The sequence below is a fragment of the Acinetobacter sp. YH18001 genome (genome assembly GCF_013416975.1).
Lineage (GTDB): Bacteria > Pseudomonadota > Gammaproteobacteria > Pseudomonadales > Moraxellaceae > Acinetobacter > Acinetobacter pseudolwoffii.
Genome location: NZ_VPEU01000006.1, coordinates 52,257 through 75,738, shown reverse-complemented (window position 1 = coordinate 75,738; position 23,482 = coordinate 52,257). Strand labels below are relative to the sequence as shown.

25 protein-coding genes are annotated in these 23,482 nt (G+C 43.3%); 13 read left to right on the top strand and 12 right to left on the bottom strand.

Annotation, left to right across the window (positions count from 1 at the left end):
• The first annotated feature begins 39 nt into the window (after window positions 1-39).
• Entirely contained in the window at window positions 40-708 is a 669-nt protein-coding gene (locus tag FTV48_RS03835; protein ID WP_179999458.1) for a methyltransferase, read from the top strand.
• A gap of 67 nt (window positions 709-775) precedes the next feature.
• Here the strand turns inward: FTV48_RS03835 and FTV48_RS03830 are convergent, their stop codons facing one another.
• Together FTV48_RS03830 and FTV48_RS03825 are read right to left on the bottom strand one after the other, a co-directional pair.
• Window positions 776-1,198: a hypothetical protein gene (locus FTV48_RS03830; RefSeq protein WP_179999451.1), complete on the bottom strand. Its 423-nt coding sequence runs from the start codon at window positions 1,196-1,198 to the stop codon at window positions 776-778.
• A 146-nt stretch (window positions 1,199-1,344) separates the two neighbouring features.
• Window positions 1,345-3,174, bottom strand: coding sequence for a phosphoenolpyruvate carboxykinase (GTP) (locus FTV48_RS03825; protein WP_179999450.1), 1,830 nt, complete (start codon window positions 3,172-3,174; stop codon window positions 1,345-1,347).
• 415 nt (window positions 3,175-3,589) lie between these two features.
• Here FTV48_RS03825 and FTV48_RS03820 point away from each other — a divergent pair, with 415 nt between their 5' ends.
• From FTV48_RS03820 to groL, 4 genes are all read left to right on the top strand, one after another.
• Window positions 3,590-4,528, top strand: coding sequence for a diacylglycerol kinase family protein (locus FTV48_RS03820; protein ID WP_159138047.1), 939 nt, complete (start codon window positions 3,590-3,592; stop codon window positions 4,526-4,528).
• Entirely contained in the window at window positions 4,509-5,285 is a 777-nt protein-coding gene (locus FTV48_RS03815) for a metallophosphoesterase (RefSeq protein WP_005096310.1), read from the top strand. The genes FTV48_RS03820 and FTV48_RS03815 overlap by 20 nt, the downstream gene beginning before the upstream one ends.
• Window positions 5,286-5,453: 168 nt before the next feature.
• Window positions 5,454-5,741: a co-chaperone GroES gene (gene groES / locus FTV48_RS03810; protein WP_005096311.1), complete on the top strand. Its 288-nt coding sequence runs from the start codon at window positions 5,454-5,456 to the stop codon at window positions 5,739-5,741.
• Between the two features lie 66 nt (window positions 5,742-5,807).
• Window positions 5,808-7,442, top strand: coding sequence for a chaperonin GroEL (gene groL, locus FTV48_RS03805; protein WP_005096312.1), 1,635 nt, complete (start codon window positions 5,808-5,810; stop codon window positions 7,440-7,442).
• A gap of 68 nt (window positions 7,443-7,510) precedes the next feature.
• On the opposite strand, the gene FTV48_RS03800 is transcribed toward groL, so the two are convergent.
• The gene (locus tag FTV48_RS03800; RefSeq protein ID WP_179999448.1) at window positions 7,511-8,005 is read right to left on the bottom strand and encodes a copper resistance protein NlpE; all 495 of its coding nucleotides are present in this window, start codon (window positions 8,003-8,005) and stop codon (window positions 7,511-7,513) included.
• A 229-nt stretch (window positions 8,006-8,234) separates the two neighbouring features.
• Between FTV48_RS03800 and FTV48_RS03795 the strand changes: the two genes are divergently transcribed.
• On the top strand, window positions 8,235-9,389 hold the full coding sequence (locus FTV48_RS03795) for a LuxR C-terminal-related transcriptional regulator (protein WP_179999446.1): 1,155 nt from the start codon (window positions 8,235-8,237) through the stop codon (window positions 9,387-9,389).
• Window positions 9,390-9,559: 170 nt separating this feature from the next.
• Here FTV48_RS03795 and FTV48_RS03790 read toward each other — a convergent pair whose 3' ends face one another.
• Window positions 9,560-9,853, bottom strand: a complete 294-nt coding sequence (locus FTV48_RS03790; protein WP_159516440.1) for a hypothetical protein — start codon at window positions 9,851-9,853, stop codon at window positions 9,560-9,562.
• 440 nt (window positions 9,854-10,293) lie between these two features.
• On the opposite strand from FTV48_RS03790, the gene FTV48_RS03785 reads away from it, so the two are divergent.
• Complete coding sequence (locus tag FTV48_RS03785) at window positions 10,294-10,842, top strand: 1-acyl-sn-glycerol-3-phosphate acyltransferase (RefSeq protein ID WP_171294118.1); 549 nt, start codon at window positions 10,294-10,296, stop codon at window positions 10,840-10,842.
• A 78-nt stretch (window positions 10,843-10,920) separates the two neighbouring features.
• On the opposite strand, the gene FTV48_RS03780 is transcribed toward FTV48_RS03785, so the two are convergent.
• From FTV48_RS03780 to FTV48_RS03770, 3 genes are all read right to left on the bottom strand, one after another.
• Window positions 10,921-11,241, bottom strand: a complete 321-nt coding sequence (locus tag FTV48_RS03780; protein ID WP_005096317.1) for a hypothetical protein — start codon at window positions 11,239-11,241, stop codon at window positions 10,921-10,923.
• Between the two features lie 134 nt (window positions 11,242-11,375).
• Window positions 11,376-12,137, bottom strand: coding sequence for a 3-oxoacyl-ACP reductase (locus FTV48_RS03775; RefSeq protein ID WP_179999445.1), 762 nt, complete (start codon window positions 12,135-12,137; stop codon window positions 11,376-11,378).
• A 99-nt stretch (window positions 12,138-12,236) separates the two neighbouring features.
• Entirely contained in the window at window positions 12,237-12,971 is a 735-nt protein-coding gene (locus FTV48_RS03770; RefSeq protein WP_005171912.1) for a sulfite exporter TauE/SafE family protein, read from the bottom strand.
• 245 nt (window positions 12,972-13,216) lie between these two features.
• Here FTV48_RS03770 and FTV48_RS03765 point away from each other — a divergent pair, with 245 nt between their 5' ends.
• On the top strand, window positions 13,217-13,435 hold the full coding sequence (locus tag FTV48_RS03765) for a hypothetical protein (RefSeq protein ID WP_005171910.1): 219 nt from the start codon (window positions 13,217-13,219) through the stop codon (window positions 13,433-13,435).
• A 92-nt stretch (window positions 13,436-13,527) separates the two neighbouring features.
• Here FTV48_RS03765 and rsmD read toward each other — a convergent pair whose 3' ends face one another.
• Both rsmD and mrdA read right to left on the bottom strand, forming a co-directional pair.
• Window positions 13,528-14,085: a 16S rRNA (guanine(966)-N(2))-methyltransferase RsmD gene (gene rsmD, locus FTV48_RS03760; RefSeq protein WP_159516444.1), complete on the bottom strand. Its 558-nt coding sequence runs from the start codon at window positions 14,083-14,085 to the stop codon at window positions 13,528-13,530.
• Between the two features lies 1 nt (window position 14,086).
• Window positions 14,087-16,138 (bottom strand): penicillin-binding protein 2, encoded by a 2,052-nt coding sequence (gene mrdA / locus FTV48_RS03755; protein ID WP_005171906.1) that lies wholly within the window; start codon window positions 16,136-16,138, stop codon window positions 14,087-14,089.
• 238 nt (window positions 16,139-16,376) lie between these two features.
• Between mrdA and FTV48_RS03750 the strand changes: the two genes are divergently transcribed.
• The 4 genes from FTV48_RS03750 (at window position 16,377) to FTV48_RS03735 (ending at window position 19,314) form a co-directional block, all read left to right on the top strand.
• Window positions 16,377-16,895 carry a hypothetical protein gene (locus FTV48_RS03750; protein ID WP_005096326.1) on the top strand — a complete coding sequence of 173 codons (519 nt, stop codon included), beginning with the start codon at window positions 16,377-16,379 and terminating at the stop codon, window positions 16,893-16,895.
• A gap of 65 nt (window positions 16,896-16,960) precedes the next feature.
• A complete protein-coding gene (locus FTV48_RS03745; RefSeq protein ID WP_005096327.1) occupies window positions 16,961-18,277 on the top strand; it encodes a hypothetical protein in 1,317 nt (438 codons plus the stop codon).
• Window positions 18,278-18,352: 75 nt separating this feature from the next.
• Window positions 18,353-19,012 (top strand): adenylate kinase, encoded by a 660-nt coding sequence (gene adk, locus FTV48_RS03740; protein WP_005096329.1) that lies wholly within the window; start codon window positions 18,353-18,355, stop codon window positions 19,010-19,012.
• Window positions 19,013-19,098: 86 nt separating this feature from the next.
• Window positions 19,099-19,314: a hypothetical protein gene (locus FTV48_RS03735; RefSeq protein WP_100534398.1), complete on the top strand. Its 216-nt coding sequence runs from the start codon at window positions 19,099-19,101 to the stop codon at window positions 19,312-19,314.
• A 117-nt stretch (window positions 19,315-19,431) separates the two neighbouring features.
• Here the strand turns inward: FTV48_RS03735 and nth are convergent, their stop codons facing one another.
• Window positions 19,432-20,145, bottom strand: coding sequence for an endonuclease III (gene nth, locus FTV48_RS03730; protein WP_100328794.1), 714 nt, complete (start codon window positions 20,143-20,145; stop codon window positions 19,432-19,434).
• Between the two features lie 4 nt (window positions 20,146-20,149).
• Complete coding sequence (locus FTV48_RS03725) at window positions 20,150-20,941, bottom strand: RnfABCDGE type electron transport complex subunit B (protein WP_100328793.1); 792 nt, start codon at window positions 20,939-20,941, stop codon at window positions 20,150-20,152.
• Between the two features lie 347 nt (window positions 20,942-21,288).
• On the opposite strand from FTV48_RS03725, the gene gdhA reads away from it, so the two are divergent.
• The gene (gene gdhA, locus FTV48_RS03720) at window positions 21,289-22,632 is read left to right on the top strand and encodes an NADP-specific glutamate dehydrogenase (protein WP_005096336.1); all 1,344 of its coding nucleotides are present in this window, start codon (window positions 21,289-21,291) and stop codon (window positions 22,630-22,632) included.
• A gap of 65 nt (window positions 22,633-22,697) precedes the next feature.
• Here the strand turns inward: gdhA and FTV48_RS03715 are convergent, their stop codons facing one another.
• On the bottom strand, window positions 22,698-23,471 hold the full coding sequence (locus FTV48_RS03715; protein ID WP_034609074.1) for an META and DUF4377 domain-containing protein: 774 nt from the start codon (window positions 23,469-23,471) through the stop codon (window positions 22,698-22,700).
• Window positions 23,472-23,482: the final 11 nt, after the last annotated feature.

The window sequence follows — 23,482 nt, the reverse complement described above, 5'->3', positions numbered from 1 at the left end:
ATCAGATTTTTGCTGAAATACATAAAGAATAAAAACCCAATGAGCTGCACCTTTCAATTGCCAAAAGCCCCTGAACATCTATTAAACGCTTTGCATGATGTGATTCCACATTGTGAACTGCATGCACAGCAATTGCCGGATACACCCATCTCGTTGTGGCTGATTCCACCAGTATTTCCCACCGATAAACTCGATGATGAAGTCATCCACCGGATCTGGAATGATACGCCGTACTGGATTTTCTGCTGGGCCTCAGGCTTGGCCATGGCACAGTGGTTGCTAGCTGAGCCGCATCATGTGAAAGATAAAGTGGTGCTGGATTTTGGCGCGGGTTCAGGTGTGGTTGCGATTGCAGCGAAAATGGCAGGGGCAAAACGGGTGATTTGTTGTGATATTGACAAAGTCAGTCTGGATGCTTGTCGTGCCAACGCAGAACTCAATGGCGTTGAATTAGAATATCTAGATGATTTATATAAAGCCGAGCAAGTCGATATTTTATTGGCTGCTGATGTACTTTATGATCAGTGCAACCGTTTCTTCCTGGATGAGTTTTTAAAATTTTCCCCACAAGTCTGGGTGGCGGACAGCCGCGTAAAAAATTTTAGTCATCCAAAATATGAAAAGCTGGATGAACGGAGTGCAACGACCTGGCCCGATCTGGATGAATCACCAGAATTCCGTAATGTCAGTTTTTATAAAACGCTTTAAATTTTTAAAAATAAAAAAAGGGCAGTCAGCCCTTTTTTATTGTCCACTCTTAATGAAAAATGAACAACTAAGAACAAGTGTAGCGAATAACACGTAGTGTGGTTGGACGGGCATCTAAGGCTTCGCGCGCACCAGGGTTTTCACTATTATATAAATCAGGCGTATTGCTCAAGCTGATTTGGGTACGGCTATTACCCAGTTGGCGGCTATAATGTTCTTGCTGCACAGTTGGATTGGAAATTTCATTGCTGCTGATAATCTGGATATTATATGTTTTTGAACCGCCCAGAGCTTGCTGGCAGGCGGCTTGTAATCTTCTTTCATCCTGATTGGGCCGTCCTGAAAGCGTATAGCTCAGAGTCGCAGTATTGCCTGAGCGCTCCAGAATTTCATAACCGCTTTGACCGTTAAATTGTTGTGGAGCAGTCTGACATGCACTCACCACAAAACCGCTTGCAGCCAAAGCTAAAATTACTGTTGTTTTTTTCATATTTATACTTCCTGATGTCTTGGGCTAAGTATGCCATAGTTTGTTCAAACTGCCGGACTGGTCAATTGTGATCAATTGTTTATCTATTGAATAAAAAAGGCCGCTTTCGCGACCTTCTTTATTTACACCTTTAGCTAAAACTGCAATTAAGCAGATTTAACCGCAGTGATCAATTCTGCTTGACGTTGTTTCAACGCTTCTGGCAAACGCTCACCCAGTTTGTCGAACAATTCAGTGTGGCTTTCAAGCTCTTTGATCCATTGATCTTTGTCTTGAGAAGTCACAAGGTCAAACTGCTCTTTGGTGAAGTCTGAACCAGTCCAGTTCAACTGTTCATAAGTTGGAACACGGCCGATTGGGGTATCAACAGCAGTTGCACGACCTTCACAACGGTCAATGATCCATTCAAGAACACGCATGTTCTGACCGAAACCAGGCCATACGAAGTTGCCTTCAGCATCACGACGGAACCAGTTCACGTTATAGATACCAGGAAGTTTGTTGCCAGCAGCTTCAGCTTTCTTAGCAACTTGCTCACCCATTTCTAACCAGTGCGCGAAGTAATCTGCCATGTTGTAGCCAGCAAAAGGAAGCATCGCAAACGGGTCACGACGAACGATACCTTGTTGACCAACAGCAGCAGCAGTAGTTTCAGAACCCATAGTTGCAGCTTTATAAACACCGTCAACCCAGTCAAATGCTTCTGAAATTAGAGGCACTGTGTCCGCACGGCGACCACCGAAGATGAACGCAGAAATCGGAACACCGGCTGGATTTTCCCAGTCAGCGTCGATCGAAGGACATTGACCAGCAGCAACAGTGAAGCGAGCATTTGGATGCGCCGCTTTTTCTTCGCCAGTATGTGGTTGGCCTTTCCAGTTTGTCAGGTTAGCAGGTGCTTCTTTAGTCAGGCCTTCCCACCAAACTTCACCGTTGTCAGTCACAGCAACGTTGGTATAAATAACGTCTTTGTGCATGGTTGCCATACAGTTCGGGTTGGTTTTGGTATTTGTACCTGGTGCTACACCGAAGAAACCGGCTTCAGGGTTGATTGCATAGAGACGACCGTCTTCACCTGGTTTGATCCAAGCAATATCATCACCTACAGTTTCAATCTTCCAGCCTTCGTAGCCCGCTGGTGGAATCAGCATTGCGAAGTTGGTTTTACCACACGCAGATGGGAATGCAGCTGCGATGTAGTGTTTTTCGCCTTGCGGGTTGGTCACGCCAAGGATCAGCATGTGTTCAGCTAACCAGCCTTGTTGACGACCCATGAATGATGCAATACGTAAAGCCAGGCATTTTTTACCCAACAGTGCGTTACCGCCATAACCTGAACCGTAAGACCAGATCTCACGTGTTTCTGGATAATGCACGATGTATTTTTCTTTGTTGCAAGGCCATGCAACATCTTTTTCACCTTCAGCAAGCGGAGCACCAACTGTGTGAACACATGGAACGTATTCGCCATCAGTACCCAGAACGTCATAAACAGCTTTACCCATACGAGCCATTTTAGACATGCTTACAGCAACGTAAGGAGAATCTGTTAATTCGATACCGATGTGTGCAATATGAGAACCTAAAGGACCCATAGAGAAAGGCACAACGTACAAAGTACGACCTTTCATAGAACCGTCAAACAAACCGTTGAGGCGAGCACGCATTTCAGCAGGTGCTTCCCAGTTGTTGGTTGCGCCAGCGTCTTCTTTGTTTTCAGAGCAAATGTAAGTACGACCTTCAACACGAGCAACGTCAGAAGGATCAGAATTCGCAAGATAAGAACCAGGATGAGTTTCTTGATTCAGTGCTTGCATTGTGCCGTTAGCGATCATCAAGTCGATATAACGTTGATATTCTTCTGCGCTACCGTCACACCATTCAATTTTTGCTGGTTTTGTTAATTTAGCAATCTCTTCCACCCAAGCAATAAGCTTAGGGTGACGAACGAATTCTGGTGCGTTCACTTGGGTCATGGTGAGGCCTATCTCAAATGTGTACAAAAAGGATGTACAAAGTACAATCCGAGCAATAAAAATGTTGCCCGGATGATATATGAAAAAAAGTGGCTGTATTAAAGCATAAAATGATAAAAAAAATAAGACCAAAGAAGCACTAGATTTCTTTTGGCATATAATGCTATTTTATTTGTAAATATAATGAAAACAATAAGATAAAACTAAATATTTGAATTGTCTTGGTTATTTATTTTAATTATGAATAGTATTTATTTTAAAAATTATTAATAAAATCAGTTTATTAATTTTATAGCACGTCTCATATTCGTTATTGATTAAATAAATGGTTGCCATTTGAATTTTACATAAAGCTACTGTTAATTGTCTATGAATTGGACAAAATGCCAATAGGCTTCATAAAGTTGTGCGAAAAATGTCTAATCAATCTAAACCCTTATCGCTTATTTATAATCATAATGCTGGTTTTCGCATACAAGGGCCAGAAGGGATCTATGAACAACTGACTGAAATATTTTCAGCGCAAGGTTATCAGACTAAAGCTTATGAAATCAATGATTCACAGCAATTTGATCACGTTATGGCGGAGGTGTTGACACGACATTTAGCGTCGGATGAAGCAGGTATCGTGGTGGCAGCAGGTGGGGATGGTACTTTAAATACAGTCGCCAAACATTTATTGAATACGCAAATTTCTGTTGGAATTTTACCCTTGGGTACTTTTAATTATGTAGCCAGATTATTAGATATTCCCTTGGATTTAATTGAAGCCGCTAAAGTGATTGCCACGGGACAATCTAAACGTATCAATGTAGCCCAAATTAATCAGGATATTTATCTGAATAATGCCAGTTTGGGTCTGTATCCCTTATTTATCAAAAAACGTGAAGATTATAACCGGCGGTTTGGTCGATTGCCGTTACATGCCTATACTTCCGCACTGGATGTGCTGATTCGCGACCGTAAGGAACTGAAACTGGAAATCTGGGTAGATCACAAGAAATATCCGGTAAAAACACCGCTGATCTTTTTTGGCAACAATCCCTTGCAACTGGCAGATATGAAAATGCAGATTGCCAAAGCAGCAGAGCAGGGTAAAGTCGCAGGAGTGGTGGTTTCTAAAAGTGATAAGCTAACTTTATTTAAGCTTGTGTATCAGTTGGTTCGTGGCAAGATTGATCAGGCTTCGGATGTTTACAGTTTTGCTGCCGATCAAGTCCGTATCGAATCTAGATCCAAGAAATTGATGGTGGCGATTGATGGCGAAATCGTAGAAATGGCGCCGCCCCTCAATATTTCTGTTTTAAAAAACAGCCTGAGTGTAAGGGTGCCGCATGATCCTGCATCTGTCTGATCTGCATTTTGGGACAGAAAAACCCGAGTGTTTAGAGGCAATTCGACAGTTCTGTCAGACTCATCCTCTGGAAGCGGTCGTCGTCAGTGGTGATCTGACCCAACGCGCACGTTTAAGCCAGTTTTTGGCCTGTAAACGGTTTTTAGATCAGCTTGAGACACCTTATCTGGTAATTCCGGGTAATCATGATATTCCGCTCTATCATTTATGGAATCGGCTGTTCAATCCATTTACCCGTTATCAGCTTTTTTTTGGTGAACTTGAACCCACACTTGAAACAGACAACTTTTATCTGGTGGGGGTGAACTCAATCCGGCGCCGCTATCACACCAAAGGGCATTTATCGCTTGAGCAGATTCAGCGTATTGATCGGAAATTAGGCCAAGCGCCTTCTTCCAAATTAAAAATTATTGTCAGCCATCAACCGTTCTATGTGCCTTTTCAAAATAAGCGCGGTTTTAAGGATAGTCCATTGATGGCCAAAATTGCTTTAGAGGCTTGGGCAGCACATGGCCTGTTTGCAGTCTTGCATGGACATCTGCATCAACCTGCGGTTTATGATTTGAACCTGATCTTTGAGTTGGGGGCAGATCATCCTGTTTATGATGTACATGCAGGTACTTCAGCCTCGCATCGGCTACATAAAAAAGAGCCAAATAGTTTTAATCTGATTGATGCATCAGGAAAAATTTCCCAGTATTTATTCGATGATGTGACCCAGTCCTTTCTGTTAAAGCCTGATATGTTGAATAAATAGACGAAAAATCAGTATTCGTTAAAAAAAAGCAATTTTTTTTCATTTTTGCCCTTGAAGCGTTTTATTCCATCTCCATAAAAGTGACATCAAAAATTTTTGATGATGACCCATGGAATAATTAAGTCGTCATCAGTGACCTAAAAAAGACTTAGTCTGATGGAGTTAAATATGAGCAACATTCGTCCATTACATGACCGCGTTGTTATTCGTCGTGTTGAAGAAGAAACTAAAACAGCTGGCGGTATTTTACTTCCTGGTTCTGCTGCAGAAAAACCAGCTCAAGGTGAAATCATTGCTGTAGGTAATGGTCAAATCACTGACAATGGTGTACGTGCGCTAGATGTAAAAGTTGGCGATAAAGTATTGTTCGGTACGTATGCGGGTACAACTGTGAAAGTTGACGGCGAAGAACTTCTTATTATGAAAGAATCTGACATTTTAGCGGTATTTGCTTAATTTCCGTTTAAAGTCGTCTTATGTTCATCAGAATTTAAAAGATATTAAAAGTATTTGGAGTCAAAAATGTCAGCTAAAGACGTAAAATTTGGTGATTCAGCGCGCAGCAAAATGATTGCTGGTGTGAATATCCTTGCAGATGCAGTGAAAGTAACACTAGGTCCTAAAGGCCGTAACGTTGTGATCGACCGTTCTTTCGGTGCGCCACACATCACCAAAGATGGTGTAACGGTTGCCAAAGAAATCACCCTAAAAGATAAATTCGAAAATATGGGTGCTCAGCTGGTTCGAGAAGTTTCTTCAAAAACCAATGACATCGCAGGTGACGGTACAACCACTGCAACTGTATTGGCTCAAGCAATTTTGAACGAAGGCATCAAGTCCGTTACAGCGGGTATGAACCCAATGGACTTGAAACGCGGTATCGATATCGCTGTTAAATCTTTGGTTGCTGAAATTAAAGCAACTGCTCAACCTGCGTCTGATTCTAAAGCGATTGAACAAGTCGGTTCGATCTCTGCAAACTCTGACACCACTGTAGGTAAACTGATTGCGCAAGCAATGGAAAAAGTGGGCAAAGAAGGCGTCATCACTGTAGAAGAAGGTTCAGGCTTTGAAGATTCTCTAGATGTGGTAGAGGGTATGCAGTTTGACCGCGGTTACATCTCGCCATACTTCGCAAACAAGCAAGACACGTTAACTGCGGAGCTTGAAAATCCGTTCATTCTTCTGGTTGACAAAAAAATCAGCAACATTCGTGAGTTGATCACAGTGCTTGAAGCTGTTGCAAAAACTGGTAAACCGCTTTTGATCATCGCTGAAGATGTTGAAGGCGAAGCGTTGGCAACTTTGGTTGTCAACAACATGCGCGGCATCATCAAAGTATGTGCAGTAAAAGCGCCTGGTTTTGGTGATCGTCGTAAAGCGATGCTGCAAGACATCGCGATCTTGACTGGCGGTACGGTGATTTCTGAAGAAATTGGCATGCAGCTAGATCAAACTGCACTTGAACATTTAGGTACTGCACATAAAGTGACTGTATCTAAAGAAAACACAGTGATTGTGGATGGTGCGGGCAATGCAGGTCAAATTTCTGAACGTGTTCAGCAAATCCGTGCGCAAATTGAAGAATCGACGTCTGAATATGACAAAGAAAAACTTCAAGAACGTGTTGCTAAATTGGCAGGCGGTGTTGCAGTGATCAAAATCGGTGCTGCGACTGAAGTTGAAATGAAAGAGAAGAAAGACCGTGTAGACGATGCCCTTCATGCAACGCGTGCTGCGGTTGAAGAAGGTGTGGTTGCAGGTGGTGGTGTTGCACTGGTACGTGCAGCGAAAGTATTGGATAACGTAACTGGCGCGAATGATGACCAAAACGTAGGTATCAACATTCTACGTCGTGCGATTGAAGCGCCGCTTCGTCAAATCGTATCGAATGCGGGTGATGAGCCTTCAGTGGTGATCAATGCTGTGAAAAATGGCGAAGGCAACTTCGGTTATAACGCGGCAACAGGTGTTTATGGCGATATGCTCGAAATGGGTATTCTTGACCCAGCAAAAGTAACGCGTTCTGCACTTGAGCATGCTGCTTCTGTTGCTGCATTAATGTTGACAACTGAATGTATGATCACAGATATTCCAGAAGACAAGCCTGCAATGCCTGATATGGGCGGCATGGGTGGTATGGGCGGCATGATGTAATTCATGTTGATCATCCGATCTTAAAAAAAATCCCCGCAATAGCGGGGATTTTTTTATTCTTTACAAAATTATGATGAAGACTTTTTAACTAATTTATAATTTAAATTAGTCTCAATTTTTTTACCTGATTCAACATCACGTGCTTCGATAAAATTTTCGCCAACAAAGAATTTACGGTTTTCAGCTTTGTTATCTAATGTGATGAGTGACGGATCCTGAGGATCAAAACTAAAACTGCCTTTGAGTTCAAATTCATTATTATTAGCTTGCCCTAAATATTCTTCACTCAGTTCATAAGTCTTATCTGAATTAAGCTGTAACTCGACTTTAATGCCTTCACAGTCGGCACAAGGAAATACACCTTCATATTCACCTGCCCAATCTAATGAGGTCTCTGCGCTATCAGCCCGAGTCAGATTGGTACCGGGGTTATTTTGCTCCGTCATCGCTGGGCTGGATGGTGCATTATGATTCATTGGCTCATTGTCATTCTGTTTTGAACATGCTGTCAACGTTGATGAAATAGCGACTGCCATCGCAGCGGTGAATATAAATTTCTTCATTGTTTTGATCCTATGGATTTATTTGTTAGCTAATTACATTAAAAGCAGTCTGTATAGATAAATAGAGCAATCTTGTTAAAGTTTGATTCATTAGGTGAATCAGATCAAAGTTATTCATCAATCAATAGACTTCAGGGATTTTCATAAAATATTAAAGGCATTTTATGTCGTTTCACCAAGGGCTGCTTGGCGCTATGATTAAGAAAGAACTATAAAAAATGAGGCAGCAATGAAATTAGAACAAGAAAATAATCTTATTGCAAAAATTTATGATGCTGCATTATTGCCAGCTTTGTGGCTGGAGGTGATCGAAGATATCGTGAGCTACACTAAAAGTAAGAGTGCAATCTTTACCGGTCTGGATCAGCTTAATCCAGGCTATGATTTTGTTCACACGTATAATATCCCGAATGAAAGTTTGGCTGCCTATCAGGATGAACGTATCAGAGTGATTGATATGAAACTTCATATGCCCTTGTGGAATGATATTGAGATGGGGGATGCGCTAAATCAGAATTGTCAGCATTATGCAGAGCGGCCCGGTACGGATCATTATGTATTTTATGAAAAATGTTTAAAGCCAACAGGTGTCTGCTATCTGGCAGGCGTGTTGCTCGATCGAGGTCATTATCGCTGGGCCGTACTCGGTATCCATCGTGCGCCTGAGGTGCAGCCTTTTGAACAGGCAGAGCTGGATTTTCTCCGACGAATCAGTATTCATTTACGCCGGGCTTTACAAATTCACCGACAAATCAGCTTGATTCAACAAGATAATTTAAACTTGTATACGCTATTGGAGGGTTTAAAAACAGGGATTGTGCTGCTTGATCAAAACTTGTGTTTAAGCTATTCCAATCCTGTTGCACAGCAGATGATTCAGCAAAGTTCATGTCTGGATCTGGATAGACATAATCATCTAAAAACCCATCCTTCTCAGCAGGCACGTCTTGATCAGTTGTTAGAAAGTGCTTTACTGGATGCTACAACGGTTCAGGCTGAGGTCGGTGGAGTCTTGGCACTGAGTGATAGTACGGGGTCTCAATTAATGCTCACAATCGTGCCGTTTAAAAAATTAAGAAATATGCAGCTTTTACAAGCGGATCAGCACCAGATTGCATTATTTATGACCGACAAGAACCAGCATTACTCACTGTCCAGAGCTTATCTACAGCAGTGCTACCATCTGTCAAAGCGAGAGTTTGATTTATGTGAATTGTTAATTAATGGCTATAAGCTGGAAGATATTGCAGAGCAATGTGGTATTACCCTAAGTTCAGTTCGCACCTATTTTAAAAATATTTATGAAAAGACCAACTGCACCTCACAAATTGAGCTGATGCACTTATTAATGGGATGTACGATTCAGTTTGAACATATTGATTAAAATAACGCCATCTTCTGATGGGATTATCTGAGTTGATTTTATTTTAGTTGAGTCGAGAGAGTGTAAAACCACCTTCGCCACTTCCCGTCAATGTGAGGATAATAGCATCAATTGTACCTAACAAACCTAAATGTGCATGAGTCTCGGAAAGACCTGTACAACCGTTGGTATCAATGATCTGAACAATCTACAAATAATTTACTATCTCGGATCTGGTAGTTACCATATTCGATTCCCGCTCCACTACAAGATGTGTCTCCAGCTTCGACTTGATCATGCCCGATAGCATCAACTAGCGTATATGTATGATTTGCCTTGAAAACGAATAATTGTTTACCCGAACCTGAGCTCCAGGCACCTATAATTCCCGAATTATGAAGGGTAATTTTCGTAAAAATTGCACTTTCATCTGGATTTTGGGCTTCCGAAATTTTTAATTGAGTGCTGTCGAAGAATATTTTCATATGGCTTAATCATTGTCCGAACCGCCACATGCCGTGATTAACCCCGTTAAAGCAAGACAAATTAAAGTCTTTTTCATCAGAATCTTGCTGAAATTATAATGTCAGGGAAGTATAAAAAGACGTGATGTTTTGCCATATCCCAAAATGAGGAGGTTAGGAGCATTTTAGTGAATAAGCTCTTGAATTTATTTCACAATCATCGTTGATGGAGCGAGAGAGTCAAATCTGAGAGCAGCTTGATGGGTAAATTAAGTTGAAATGTATAAGTGTTTAATTCATTTTTTATTTGAAAAATCTAATTATACAAATATAGATTAATTGGTTATTTGTTGTGCAATTTGCACTATCTATATTTGCTTAGATTGCTAGAATCTGCGCAGATTTGAATAGAACTGGTGCATAAGGTGTTTGAGAAGTTAGCAGAACAAAGTCTGAACATGATGGGTTGGGAAATTGATAATCACTGGCCACTAGATTTAGAGCAATGTGTCATGATTGCTGCTCCTCATACCAGTAACTGGGATGCACTCTATGCGCGTCTGGCTTTGAAAGCGTTAGGTGTGAATGTTCGCTTAACCATTAAAGACAGTTATATGAAATTTCCATTGGGGCCTTTTGTACGGGCGATGGGCGGAATCGGGATTGACCGTCGACCTAAGCAGCCGGGTGAACCGCGTCCGAGCATGGTACAGGTGATGACGGATTTATTTAAGACCCATCCCAAACTGGTCATGCTGGTCACACCAGAAGCAACGCGTGCCAAACAGGAACAGTGGAAAACCGGTTTTTATCATGTTGCGATCAATGCGGGTGTGCCGATTGCTTTGGCTTATATGGACTATGCCAAGAAAAAAACTGGCGTAGGTAAAATTGTTTATCCGACAGGGGATTATGAAAAAGATATGGCGGAAATCATGGCATTTTATGCAGATATTCAGCCAAAATTCCCTGAATGTTTCAGTGTCGATCAGCGTTATTATCAGAATTAAAATTGCGTTGTAAAAAGAGCAGGGTATTTTCCCTGCTTTTTTATTGCCTAAGAATTAAGAATATCAGACAAATACTACTTAGTTTTCAGAAGCGGGTAAAATTCCACCGAGGCTTTGACAGGCACTTTTATACAGCTCATATTGCTGTTGCACAACTTCCGATAAGGGAATATCAAATAACTTTTCACCTTGGTGATAATGCTCGATATACGCTTCGGCCTTGGATTTTGTGCTATAGAGCGAATGCTGATAATAATCGGTCATACTGGTATGCGACATCTGTGACATCTCGATCTGGGAGCACTGGAAATTTTGCAGCAGCTGTTCCGATTTTTTCAGATCGCTAGACATACAACCTGCCAGCAATAAGGTACTGAGCAATGTCGTGATAAATTTCATAGAAAATAGACAAAAGGTTTTATGGGAACACCGTATTGTAGAAGTAAAACCCGGTCACAAAACCTTTTTAATCTACCAGATGGTCAAAAAATAGAACAATAGAATCTAAAAATCCCGGTCTATTCTCTGGTCAGTTAACCTTTAACCAAGCCGCCATCCACAATCAGGTTTTGTCCGGTCACGGCACGTGAATAAGGCGATAAAAACATCAGGATTGCAGCAGCAAACTCTTCTGGTGTAATCACGCGGCGTAAAGGAGTTGATTGAGCAATTAGATCAAAAACAAAGTCTGGTGTGGCTTTACTGGCATCTGTGGTTTGTAAAAGGCCGCCAGAGAGCATATTGACATTAATACCATATTGTCCCAAATCCTGCGCCGTAGTGCGGGTAAAGGCCAATAAAGCCGCTTTTGCTGCGGTATAGTCATGATAAGGAACCACCGGATTTTGCACTAAGTTTGTGCCGATATTGATGATCCGGCCAAAACCCGCGTGCTTCATATCATCTAGTGCGGCTTGTGTGGTATTGAGGGCGGCCTGTACTGCACCACTGAATTGATGTGACATGGTCTCCCAAGTCAAATCTTCAACCTTAGGACGATCATCCCCATTAAATTCAAACTGAATCAGCGCATTATTGACGACCGCATGAATCGCTTCCCCGAAATGGTTTTTTGCCGCAGCAAATAAAGTCCGTACCTGATCAGCCTGAGTGACATCGGCCTGATAAATAAAGATCTGCTCGGGATACTGCTGCACAAGCTGTTCGGCGGTTTGCTGACTGCTATGATAATTGACGACGACGCGAGCACCTTCTGCCAATAGGGCTTGAGTAATCGCCAAGCCCAAGCCACGTGCTCCGCCGGTAACGAGAACAATCTGATCACGAATCTGCATAATGATGATCTATATTACGAAATATTGGCCCTAACATAGCAGTTATGTCAGCGGATTCAAGCCTGAGGCAAAGTAAACCAACTCTGCATGAGATTGGGCTTAAATGAATTGGGACGCTATAAGAAAACAGCCGGCGCTGAACAGCAAACTTAGGATAATACGTTTAAACAGCAGTTCAGAAATTTTATAGAAGAGTTTTGCCCCTAAAATGGCCGGAATACTGACAAAAACTATTAACACTGCCATATAGGGTAAATGACTTTGATCGATCATACCTTGCCATAGATAGGTACCGAGTGCGAAGACCTGAACTGCAAAATTAAAATGCCTCAAGATATAGCGTTGCTGGGCTTTCGGGAGTTGTTTCAACATCACCCATGCTGAAGGGACGGCTCCACAAAAACCACCAAGTCCGCCTAATATTCCACCCATCAATCCGATACTACTGTCGGCTATTTTTCCCGAGCGCTGAATGGTTTTGATTTGTGGATTGAGCAGCATCAGCGGAGACCAGAGCACCAGAAAAATGCCCAAAACTAATTTAAATGTATCAGCTTGAATGATGTGCAGCAGGTAAGTGCCGAGCGGTACGCCAATCAGACCCGCCACTAAATAAGGCAGTAGCCACTGTTTAGATAATATGGGTGGCTTCTGTTCCTGCGTCAGTGAAATTAAATGACTCCAGATGGAAGCAAATACCAGCAAGGGCGCTGCCAGTTGCGGAGCCAATACCCAGACCCAGAATGACATGGCAATCAGGGCAAAGGCAAAACCGGTCAGCCCCTGTACGAAACCAGCGACCATTGCACCAAGAATAAATAACAGCCAGGTCATAAAGGTAAGGTCAGAAGGAAAGGCAGCAGTATTCTAAAGATCAGGGCAAAAGCCAAGCTTTTAGTTAGCTGTATTTATGCAAATTAAAGTTCAAATGTGCGTAAAATATTAAAGCGAAAATAAGGAATGAGTTTTTTATTCCTGCATAAAAAATGCATAAATCACTACAACAGAGCAACAATGAGTTCGTTTAGTCTCCATGAACTCGCCTGATACTGATAGGGTGCAGTAAAGAGATTAGGGACATGATTAAAAAAGCGATTTTACTTTCTGTATTGGCAGTGTCATTAACTGGTTGTGTGGTTGATCCATGGGATGATGGTTCTCGTGATCACCGGGATCGCAACGGACATTATGATCGAGACCACAAGGATCGTGACTGGAAAAATCGGGAGCATAGAGATCATCGGGATTGGAAGCGTGACAGAGGTGACAACCGTGATTGGCGCCGTGATCGTGACTAAAATGATTCTCGCATCTTTCAGTTTGACTATTATTGACAAAAAAGGATTCCACCGCGGAATCCTTTTTTAATGGGTCTTAATTGTAACTTTATTTAAGAAACACTTTTTTGATAAAGCCCTGCACGCACTGTGCCGGCTTTGGTATTTTTAATGAGTCGCCATGACGCTGGTAATTTAAGCAACTGTAGATCACGGTCTGCTTCCACATAAATATAAGCATTATTTTTCACCAGATGATCCGCCTGTAATGCCAGCTCTTCCCATAAGTTCAGGCTATACGGTGGATCGAGAAAAACCAGATCAAATTGTGTTTGCAGGCTGGTTAAAGCTTGCTGCGCCGTTGCTATTTTCAATTGGGCGCGTGCTTTGGTGACTTGTAATAGTTCAAGATTCTGGGTCAGGAATTGTGCCTGAGTATGATCCGGTTCAATCATGACGACTGAGGCCGCACCACGCGATAAGGCTTCAAAAGCCAAGGCACCAGATCCTGCACAAATGTCCAAAACCTGTGCATTTTGTACGTCCCACATAAGCCAGTTAAACAGGGTTTCGCGTACTCGATCAGGCGTCGGGCGTAAACCCTCAATGCTGGCAAAAGGTAGTTGACGACGTTTCCAGTCACCCCCAATAATTCGAAGTTGGTTTTTCATTTTAGTCTCGTTCTACCGGTGTGGGAGCAGGAGGCGCTACAGCTGGAGCAGCTGCATTTGCAGATGGATTGGTGGCAGGATCTGGTGGCTGAATATTGGCTGGAGCTACAGTTGCTGCATCTTGACTCAACATGCCTGCACCACTTGGCAATTCAGCAGGCTTGATTCCGGCTGTCATCAGACCACCACTGAGCTGATGACCTTGCGGGCGTACCGGCTTCTTATCTTTATGCAGCAACCAGTAATCAAAAATCGGACGAGCCAGCACAGTGGCTGCACTACCGCCACGACCATTTTCCAGAATGACCGCAATCGCAATTTCAGGATTTTCAGCAGGTGCAAAACCGACAAACAGGCCATGATCCAGCTGACGGTCGGTCAATAAGGATTCATTATAACGCTTGCCTTGAGCAATACTCTTCACCTGAGCTGTACCAGTTTTACCTGCAATGGAATATTGTAAGCCACTTTTGATGCCTCGGCCTGTACCAGATTGAATCACGTCGACCATGGCATCACGCATCTTGATCCAGTCTTCTTCCTGACCATTAAAATCGATTTTGCCGTGGGTACCATTATGTACCTTGAACGTTTTGGCACCGCGACTTTCACGTAACACATGCGGAATGACTTTATTGCCATGGTTGGCGGTAATGGCCGTTGCCATGGCCAGTTGTAACGGCGTTGAAGTGAAAGCCCCCTGACCGATACTCACCGAAATAGTTTCACCTCGTAACCATTTGGCGTTACGGGTACGCATCTTCCATTCCGGGTTCGGGTACAGTCCTGAGCTTTCACTTGGTAAATCCACGCCGGTTTTTTCACCAAAACCAAACTGACGCATCCAGGTGTTCATTTTCTCAATGCCCATGCGGTAGGACATGACATAGAAATAAGTATCACAAGAAACGACCTGAGCTTTGTGCATGTTGACTGCGCCATGCCCGGATTTTTTATGGTCACGGAAGCGGTGACTATCGCCCGGCAGACTGAAATAGCCCGGATCAGAAATAGTGGTATCCCAGTCCACCAGACCATAATGCAGGCCGCCCAATGCAAACATCGGTTTAATGGTTGAACCAGGAGGATAAACCCCTTGCACGGCGCGGTTGTATAAAGGTTGATCCAGATTATCACGCAGATCACTATAATCTTTATGACTGATACCGGTCACAAACAGATTTGGATTGAAACTTGGGCTGGAAACCAGCGCCAGAATTTCCCCAGTTTTCGGATTCATCGCCACAATCGCACCACGGCGTCCAGCCAGTTGCTCTGAAGCCACCACCTGCAAACCATAATCCAGTGACAAGAACAGATCATTACCGCGCACCGGATCCTTACGGCCCAAATGCCGTAGCACATTACCAAAAGCATCCGCTTCTACCGATTCATTTCCTGGCACCCCATGCAGAAGTTCTTCATAGGATTTTTCTACCCCAATTTTCCCGATCAGGTTGGTCCCGGCATACAGATCCTTGTCAATGGCTTTGAGTTCTTTGTCATTAATCCGGCCCACATAACCAATCACATGGGCAAACAGGTCGCCATGCGGATAATAGCGGGTCATCTGGGTTTCAATATTCACGCCCGGAAACTGATATTTGACCTCGCTAAAACGGGCAATATCATTTTCATTCAGGTTGAGCTTGATCGAAACCCGTTCGGTTCTACGTGCTGTTTTGATCCGGCTTTGGAAGCGTTCAATATCTTCTTCAGTCAGCTCCAGAATAGGCTTCAGACGTTCCAAAGTCTGGTCAATATCCTGCACATCGGCGCGGCTTAAAGTTGCGGTAAAAACCGGGTAGTTATCGGCCAGCAATACGCCGTTACGGTCATAAATATAACCGCGCGCTGGAGGCAGAGGTTGCAGACGAATCCGGTTTTGGTCAGAAGCGGTACTGAAGGTCTCGAAATTAAAGAGTTGTAAATAGGCATAGCGGCTAACCAGCAGCAGCATAAAAAAGATGACTATTCCAACAGAAATCCATACTCGACTACGATAGATGCGCTTTTCTTGTTGTGCATTTTTTAAAGGAAAGTGCTGCTTCATACGCGATCGACTTGAGACCTGAGGAAAGGAGGAAAGAATCAAAGTGGAATATTCTAACGCAACTGGACTTGATTTGATAATGAAAAACTGCCATTACGATCAGTTCCTTTAAGCTTTGACTTTGCAGACATGAAAATTGTAAAGTGCTGTATATAAGAGTTGTGATAATTCTGATACAGTAAAATCGAATAAAAATAGGACTATACCAAAAACTATAATTAAGGAAGATGGTGAAGGAATGAACAAGGTTTACCCTTTGTTGGCGTTTGCATTGTGGGCGAACGGGGCCTATGCACATGATCAAATCAATAATACTGCAGATAAAGTAGAAGCTACTCAGGCAAAAGCCTTTAATGTTGGGGCTGGTTTTACCCGGAAGCTGGTACATTTAAATACTGAATGGGTTAATCCTTATGGGATTGCTTATGTGAAAGGTGGGGTTTTTCTGGATGATGATCGAACGATAGGGGGACAAGTAGGCTTTCGTTATCCTGCACATCTGACCGGCAAGGATAAAAATGGGTATTATGTCGGAGGCTATGCGGGTCATATTGAAAGCAAACGCGTCGACAATGAATACAAGGCCCGCTTAGGTGCTGGAATTGATTTGGCCTATGTTTTGTTGAGTTCAGAGCGAATCAGCAGTTTTAGTGTCGGCATTGGTGCCGGAGAGAAATTTGAAGATCGAAATGGTCGTGTGGTGGCCGAAACTGAACCGCGACTACAATTTTCCTATACTTTAAGTATCGGTTTATAGACAAAATATTTGACCTTATAAATATGTGTATTCTGTGAACAAAAAATTAAATATGGAACTTATGCATGCTTGAGTACGTCAACGAATTGTGGCAAACCTTTGTGAATCGCCCGGATTTTTGGGCCGTGCTCAGCATTATTCCGGTGACCGCATTTGTAACGTGGGCTCACGTCTGGATGGCACTGAAAATGGTGTTTTATCCGATCAATTTTTGGGGTGTCCATCTCGGTCCTGTACCTGTCGGCTGGCAGGGGATCGTGCCACGCAAAGCTGGCCGTATTTCAGGCATTATTACCGATAACACTTTGTCTAAACTAGGTTCCATCCGCGAATTTTTAGAGGCCATGGATCCAGATGATATGGCACGGATCATTGGTGAACAGGTCGGTTTCGAACTGGAACATCTGATTGATGAAGTGATGATGGATCGTAATGCAGTCCTTTGGGAAAACCTGCCTTTTGCCATCAAACGCAGAATTTATGCACAGGCACAAAAACAAATGCCGGCAATTTTGCGTGAATTGGTGACCGAGCTGACCATGAACGTCGAGTCACTTGTCGATATGCGTGAAATGGTGGTCAGCCAGATGGAAGGTGACCGTCGGTTAATGGTGCGCATGTTTCTGAAAGTGGGCCAAAAAGAAATCAATTTTATTTGGCATATCAGTGCACTCATCGGCATGTTCTTTGGTATTTTCCAGATGATTGTCTGGTTCGTGGTGCCTTGGCACTGGACTGTTCCGTTCTGGGCTGCCATCTGGGGCTTTTTGACCAACTGGATTGCAATCTGGATGGTATTCAACCCGCTCTATCCGCACCCGGTAAAGTACCCGCAATTCTTTAGCCGTACCACAAGTCGCAAGTTTCCATGGATTAAACCTGTCATTCCGCGTATTGGCACCTATAACATACAAGGCGCATTTATGAAACGTCAGGATGAAGTCTCTGATGTTTTCGCAAGTGTAGTCACAGAAGATCTGATTACGTTAAAATCGATCATGACCGAGATGATGTATGGCGGGAAAAAAGACAAAACCCGCCGCATTGTCAAACGTCATATTAATGAAATTATGGAAACACCCCTGGTTCGGACCTCTTTACAGCTGTCTTTAGGGCCAAAAGAGTATGCAAAACTCAAGACGGACTTGATCGATCGCTCGATTGAAATTACGATGGTGCCTGTATGCGACCCAGCATTTAATGCGAGCCGTGCACAGAAAATCTATCAAATGTTTAGAGACCGCATACGCGAGTTGACTCCGAAGGAGTTTCAGAATCTTTTACGTCCTGCATTTCAGGAAGATGAATGGATTCTGATTTTATTGGGTGGGGTAACCGGTTTTGTCGCGGGTTTAATCCATTTGTTTGTGGCTTTCTTATAATGAGATGCCGGGGGACACAATCGGGCGATTGTGGTCGTGGCGTCATACATATTGTTTAAATGAGGATGTTTATATATGCGCATTATCTTACTCGGACCACCTGGAGCAGGTAAAGGTACACAAGCTCAGTTGATCTGTAAGCGCTACAATATCCCACAAATTTCAACCGGTGATATGCTCCGTGCTGCAATTCGTGAAGGAACTGAATTAGGTCTACAAGCTAAAAGTGTCATGGACAATGGCGGTTTGGTTTCTGATGAGTTGATCATTGGTCTGGTCAAAGAGCGTATTGCGCAACCTGATTGTGTAAATGGCTGTATTTTTGATGGTTTCCCGCGTACCATTCCTCAAGCAGAAGCTTTAGAAAACGAAGGTATCAACATCGATCACGTGATTGAAATCGATGTTCCAGATGAAGAGATCGTACAACGTCTTTCTGGCCGTCGTCAGCACCCGGCATCTGGCCGTGTGTATCACATCGTTTACAACCCGCCAAAAGTGGAAGGTAAAGATGACGAAACGGGTGAAGATCTGGTTCAGCGTCCAGATGATCTGGAAGCGACAATTCGTAAACGTTTAGGTTCTTACCATACTGAAACTGAGCAACTGGTGGGCTTCTACCAAGGCCGTGCAGCATCAGGTGAAAATGCACCGACTTACAACAAGTTAAACGGTCTGCGTCCAATCGATCAGGTTCAGACTGAGCTTTTCGCGATTCTGGATCAAGCAAAATAATCGGCTAACGATGATTTTGACAATCGAAGAGCCCTAAGTCATATTAGGGCTCTTTTTTATTGCGTATTTGAACAGGTGCTGTGGCTATGAAATTTGGCGTGTTGGTGTTAATGATTATATTTCTGGCAGTGTTGGTGGGTCTGTTCTATATGAGTTTTAAAATACTGAATAAAGTACGTCAGGAAGAACGTGCAGAAAATGCAGCCAAGCATCCACAACGCCAGTTGCACCCGAAATTGCAGGCGGAGCTTGAACAGCGCAAAAAAGAACAGGAACAGGCTGAACACGATCAGAATAAATAATTCGGCATGCTTTAGTGGAAGCTGAGTCCAGTTTTAAATAAAAGCGGTATGTTGAAAATTGTAGAAAAGGTGAGGTATTGATCACCTTTTTTTCGGTCTTAGTTTAGTTCTGCAATTCTATTCAGAAATAGCGATATTCTTCACTGCAATTGCGCGCGCTGCACCAAATTCAAAACGATCAGGCCAGTTACACACATCGGCGACCACACATTCATGACATTTCGGTTTACGGGCAATACAGCAATAACGGCCATGTAAAATCAGCCAGTGATGAGAATCAATGATAAATTCTTTCGGAATCACTTTGACCAGTCGATGCTCAACTTCAAGCACATTTTTACCTGTAGCCAATCCGGTACGGTTACCAACCCGGAAAATATGTGTATCCACCGCCATGGTCGGTTGACCAAAGGCAGTATTCAGCACCACATTGGCCGTTTTGCGTCCCACACCCGGCAAGGCTTCCAGATCCGCACGATTATCCGGTACCACGCTGTTGTGCTTCTGAATCAGCATCTCACAGGCTTTAATTACGTTAACTGCTTTTGAGTTATATAAACCAATAGTCTTGATATATTCCTTTAAACCATCCACACCAAGCGCATAAATCGTTTCCGGTGTATTGGCGACTGGAAACAGTTTGTCCGTGGCCTTATTCACGCTGACATCGGTGGCTTGGGCAGACAGAGTCACGGCGACCAGTAATTCAAAGGGATTGGCATAATTCAGTTCGGTTTTCGGATTGGGGCGCTGTTCACGCAGGCGTTCAAAAAAGGTCTGAATCTGTTTTTTGGTCATGTTTTTTACAGGTTTTGTGCTCGCAGTGGTCATGTACTTATCCCTGTAAGGTCTGTAATTTTTCAGCTAATTCTGTCAGTTGCAGGCGTTTGCTGGCATCTTCACGAACCGAAAGCTGTTTTTCCAGCTTTTTAATTTGGGTGCGTAGTTTTGCCAGTTCAATCGTGGTTTTAGAATCTAGCGTAATCGGAGTATTCGCCGGCTTATTCACAACTTCAATCACAGGAAGCTGCTCATTTAAAGCAGAGAACTGGGCAAACAGGGCAGTATTGATTTCTGCACGGACGACTGGGCCCTTGCGGTCAGTACGGCGTTTTTCTTCACGCTGGATATGCGCATAATAGCGCTGACGTAAATCGTCCTGCTCAGCAATACGCTGTGCTTCAGTCGGCAAAGGCTGTGGGTCTTCGACCAGATCGATACAGTCAACCGGACACGGTGGAATGCACAGTTCGCAGCCAGTACACAGATCGGTCAGAATTGTATGCATCAGTTTGCCGGCGCCAATAATCGCATCGACCGGGCAGGCGCTAATACATTTGGTACAGCCTATACATTCATCTTCACGAATTACGGCTTTGATGCGCTGCGGGCGACCGTCGGCTTGAATGGGCCAGACACTTTCTTCTGCCACAAGTTCAGGACGATTTAATAATGCAGCCAAAGCATCGGCAACAGGCTGTCCGCCTGGCACACATTTATTGGCATTTTCACCCTCAGCAATCGACTGGGCATAAGGTAAACATCCGTCACGATGACCACAGAGTCCACATTGGGTTTGAGGGAGTAAAGCATCAATCGATTGGACCAGAGAAATTGGCGAATTCATGAATAACCAGAGCTGCTCATGCTGAGCTTTGCAGTAAGTGAAACAAAATATGTCGAGTTATGCATTTTAACATATTTTTAAACTCCTAAGTCGTGCGCAATTAAGGGTCAAGTTATGCCTTATTATTAAGCATAGATCTGAATCTAAGCCTTGATTCAATTGGCATTTCCTGACATAGAAAAAATATTCATAATCAATATAAATATTTGTTATCAAATTAATTTTAAAGTATTTTCAAAAAAAGTATTGTAGATTAGTTACAAAAGATATTTAATATTTTGCGCCAAAATTTAACATTGATTGTAAATTTGACCAATTTTGATCCATTTTCTGCTGAGGATTAAGCGTTGAAATACAACACACTTAATGAGTTCCTAGATTACGTAAAATCACGTGATGCACACCAACCAGAATTTCTTCAAGCTGTCGAAGAAGTGATGACCAGTTTGTGGCCATTCATTCAAAAGAATCCACAATACGCAGCACATGGTTTGCTAGAACGTCTAGTTGAGCCAGAACGTGCGATCCAGTTCCGAGTTTCTTGGGTAGATGACCAAGGTCAAACTCAGGTAAACCGTGCGTTCCGCGTACAATACAACTCAGCGATCGGTCCATTTAAAGGTGGTATGCGTTTCCACCCTTCAGTGAATCTTTCAATCCTAAAATTCTTAGGCTTTGAGCAAACATTTAAAAATGCTTTAACCACACTTCCTATGGGTGGTGGTAAAGGCGGTTCTGATTTTGACCCTAAAGGCAAATCAGAAGGCGAAATCATGCGTTTCTGCCAAGCTTTAATGATCGAGCTATATCGTCACCTGGGTGCGAACACAGATATCCCTGCAGGTGATATTGGTGTAGGCGGTCGTGAAGTGGGCTATATGGCCGGCATGATGAAAAAACTAAGTAACGACACGGCATGTGTATTCACCGGTAAAGGTTTAACCTTCGGTGGTTCATTGGCGCGTCCGGAAGCAACGGGTTACGGTACTGTGTATTTCGCTGAGGAAATGCTCAAGTCTCGTGGCGAAAGCTTCAAAGACAAAGTTGTCGCAATTTCAGGTTCTGGTAACGTTGCGCAATATGCTGCTGATAAAGCGTTGTATCTGGGCGCGAAAGTGGTTTCACTTTCTGACTCTGCGGGTACGGTTCACGTCAAAGATGGTTTCACTGAAGCATTGCTTGCTGAAGTGATGGAACTTAAAAACGTAAAACGGGGTCGTATTTCAGAATTTGCCTCTAAACATGGTTTTGAATATCTGGAAGGACAACGTCCTTGGGGTATTCCATGTGATATCGCACTGCCATGCGCGACTCAAAACGAACTGGATGCGGAGGATGCTGAAAAGCTTCTCGCAAATGGCGTGATCTGTGTCGCTGAAGGTGCAAACATGCCTTCAACCTTGGCTGCTGTAGAGAAATTCGTTGAAGCGAAAACGCTTTATGCGCCAGGTAAAGCATCAAATGCAGGTGGTGTTGCCACTTCTGGTCTGGAAATGTCGCAAAATGCATTGCGTTTAGGCTGGACCTTTGAGGAAGTTGATGAGCGCTTACATGCGATCATGAAAGAAATTCACCGTAACTGCGTAAAATTCGGTACCAAAGAAGACGGTACTGTGAACTATGTAGACGGTGCCAACATTGCAGGCTTCGTAAAAGTGGCTGATGCAATGCTTGCTCAAGGCGTATTCTAAGTCTGACTGAGTGTCGCTTTAAAAAAACCGAGGCCATAGCCTCGGTTTTTTTATGGATAGATATTTTATAATGAACCTTTCACGGCTTCGCGCTCGACTGCCATGTCATAAATATAAGCATATTTAGATTGATCTGCCGCAGGGTTCTTAATTTCAAAACGTTTTAGCCGAATAATCTGGCGTTCATTCGGTGAATGCTGAAAACCTTCAATCTGGTCATAGAATAATGTCCAGTCCTTATCGACCTGGGTCTTCAGACCGTTTTGATCATATTTAACCTGTTTGACTTGCAAGCAGCTTTGCTGAGCCACACCGGTACATGATTTGGTATCTGGGGAAATTTCCAGAAAAATTGTTTCAGCTTGCCCCTGATATCTGGTTTCCGGAGTCATTTTCCCGGTAAATTCATATTTTTGACCATCGGCAGCGGAAAGCGTTAGGGTCGGCTGGTCAAGGTTCGTGGTATTGAGCGCAAAAGGAATTGCACGTTTTTGTAAAAGCTGGCTGACAAAGCGTTCCTGTTGCATCAGTGCGGTATCGCAGGCCATTTCGGTTCCTATGACTTCGCTGGTGCTGATAATATTATCTTTCACTGACCAGTTTGTACTGAGTCCATTGCAGCCCGTCACGGCGCTCAGGCGGCCTTGAGCATCGAAACTGAGCACGATTGGTCGTTCCAGCCCGCGATCTAGTTGCCAGTGGTAGGCAGAAAGAAGCTGATTTGCACTTTTTTGTTGTAGGGTGGCCACTGTACGATCTCCAGCCTGCTGAATATCACCAGACTGACAGGCTGCAAAAGTTAAAGGTAATAATGCCAGTACAATAAATTTTAATTTCATGGATTTATAAT

Bases quoted from the DNA above. Each gene is read 5' to 3' on its own strand.
- FTV48_RS03835 (WP_179999458.1), top strand. From the start codon at position 40: ATGAGCTGCACCTTTCAATTGCCAAAAGCCCCTGAACATCTATTAAAC.
- FTV48_RS03830 (WP_179999451.1), bottom strand. From the start codon at position 1,198: ATGAAAAAAACAACAGTAATTTTAGCTTTGGCTGCAAGCGGTTTTGTG.
- FTV48_RS03825 (WP_179999450.1), bottom strand. From the start codon at position 3,174: ATGACCCAAGTGAACGCACCAGAATTCGTTCGTCACCCTAAGCTTATT.
- FTV48_RS03820 (WP_159138047.1), top strand. From the start codon at position 3,590: ATGTCTAATCAATCTAAACCCTTATCGCTTATTTATAATCATAATGCT.
- FTV48_RS03815 (WP_005096310.1), top strand. From the start codon at position 4,509: ATGATCCTGCATCTGTCTGATCTGCATTTTGGGACAGAAAAACCCGAG.
- groES (WP_005096311.1), top strand. From the start codon at position 5,454: ATGAGCAACATTCGTCCATTACATGACCGCGTTGTTATTCGTCGTGTT.
- groL (WP_005096312.1), top strand. From the start codon at position 5,808: ATGTCAGCTAAAGACGTAAAATTTGGTGATTCAGCGCGCAGCAAAATG.
- FTV48_RS03800 (WP_179999448.1), bottom strand. From the start codon at position 8,005: ATGAAGAAATTTATATTCACCGCTGCGATGGCAGTCGCTATTTCATCA.
- FTV48_RS03795 (WP_179999446.1), top strand. From the start codon at position 8,235: ATGAAATTAGAACAAGAAAATAATCTTATTGCAAAAATTTATGATGCT.
- FTV48_RS03790 (WP_159516440.1), bottom strand. From the start codon at position 9,853: ATGAAAATATTCTTCGACAGCACTCAATTAAAAATTTCGGAAGCCCAA.
- FTV48_RS03785 (WP_171294118.1), top strand. From the start codon at position 10,294: ATGGGTTGGGAAATTGATAATCACTGGCCACTAGATTTAGAGCAATGT.
- FTV48_RS03780 (WP_005096317.1), bottom strand. From the start codon at position 11,241: ATGAAATTTATCACGACATTGCTCAGTACCTTATTGCTGGCAGGTTGT.
- FTV48_RS03775 (WP_179999445.1), bottom strand. From the start codon at position 12,137: ATGCAGATTCGTGATCAGATTGTTCTCGTTACCGGCGGAGCACGTGGC.
- FTV48_RS03770 (WP_005171912.1), bottom strand. From the start codon at position 12,971: ATGACCTGGCTGTTATTTATTCTTGGTGCAATGGTCGCTGGTTTCGTA.
- FTV48_RS03765 (WP_005171910.1), top strand. From the start codon at position 13,217: ATGATTAAAAAAGCGATTTTACTTTCTGTATTGGCAGTGTCATTAACT.
- rsmD (WP_159516444.1), bottom strand. From the start codon at position 14,085: ATGAAAAACCAACTTCGAATTATTGGGGGTGACTGGAAACGTCGTCAA.
- mrdA (WP_005171906.1), bottom strand. From the start codon at position 16,138: ATGAAGCAGCACTTTCCTTTAAAAAATGCACAACAAGAAAAGCGCATC.
- FTV48_RS03750 (WP_005096326.1), top strand. From the start codon at position 16,377: ATGAACAAGGTTTACCCTTTGTTGGCGTTTGCATTGTGGGCGAACGGG.
- FTV48_RS03745 (WP_005096327.1), top strand. From the start codon at position 16,961: ATGCTTGAGTACGTCAACGAATTGTGGCAAACCTTTGTGAATCGCCCG.
- adk (WP_005096329.1), top strand. From the start codon at position 18,353: ATGCGCATTATCTTACTCGGACCACCTGGAGCAGGTAAAGGTACACAA.
- FTV48_RS03735 (WP_100534398.1), top strand. From the start codon at position 19,099: ATGAAATTTGGCGTGTTGGTGTTAATGATTATATTTCTGGCAGTGTTG.
- nth (WP_100328794.1), bottom strand. From the start codon at position 20,145: ATGACCACTGCGAGCACAAAACCTGTAAAAAACATGACCAAAAAACAG.
- FTV48_RS03725 (WP_100328793.1), bottom strand. From the start codon at position 20,941: ATGAATTCGCCAATTTCTCTGGTCCAATCGATTGATGCTTTACTCCCT.
- FTV48_RS03715 (WP_034609074.1), bottom strand. From the start codon at position 23,471: ATGAAATTAAAATTTATTGTACTGGCATTATTACCTTTAACTTTTGCA.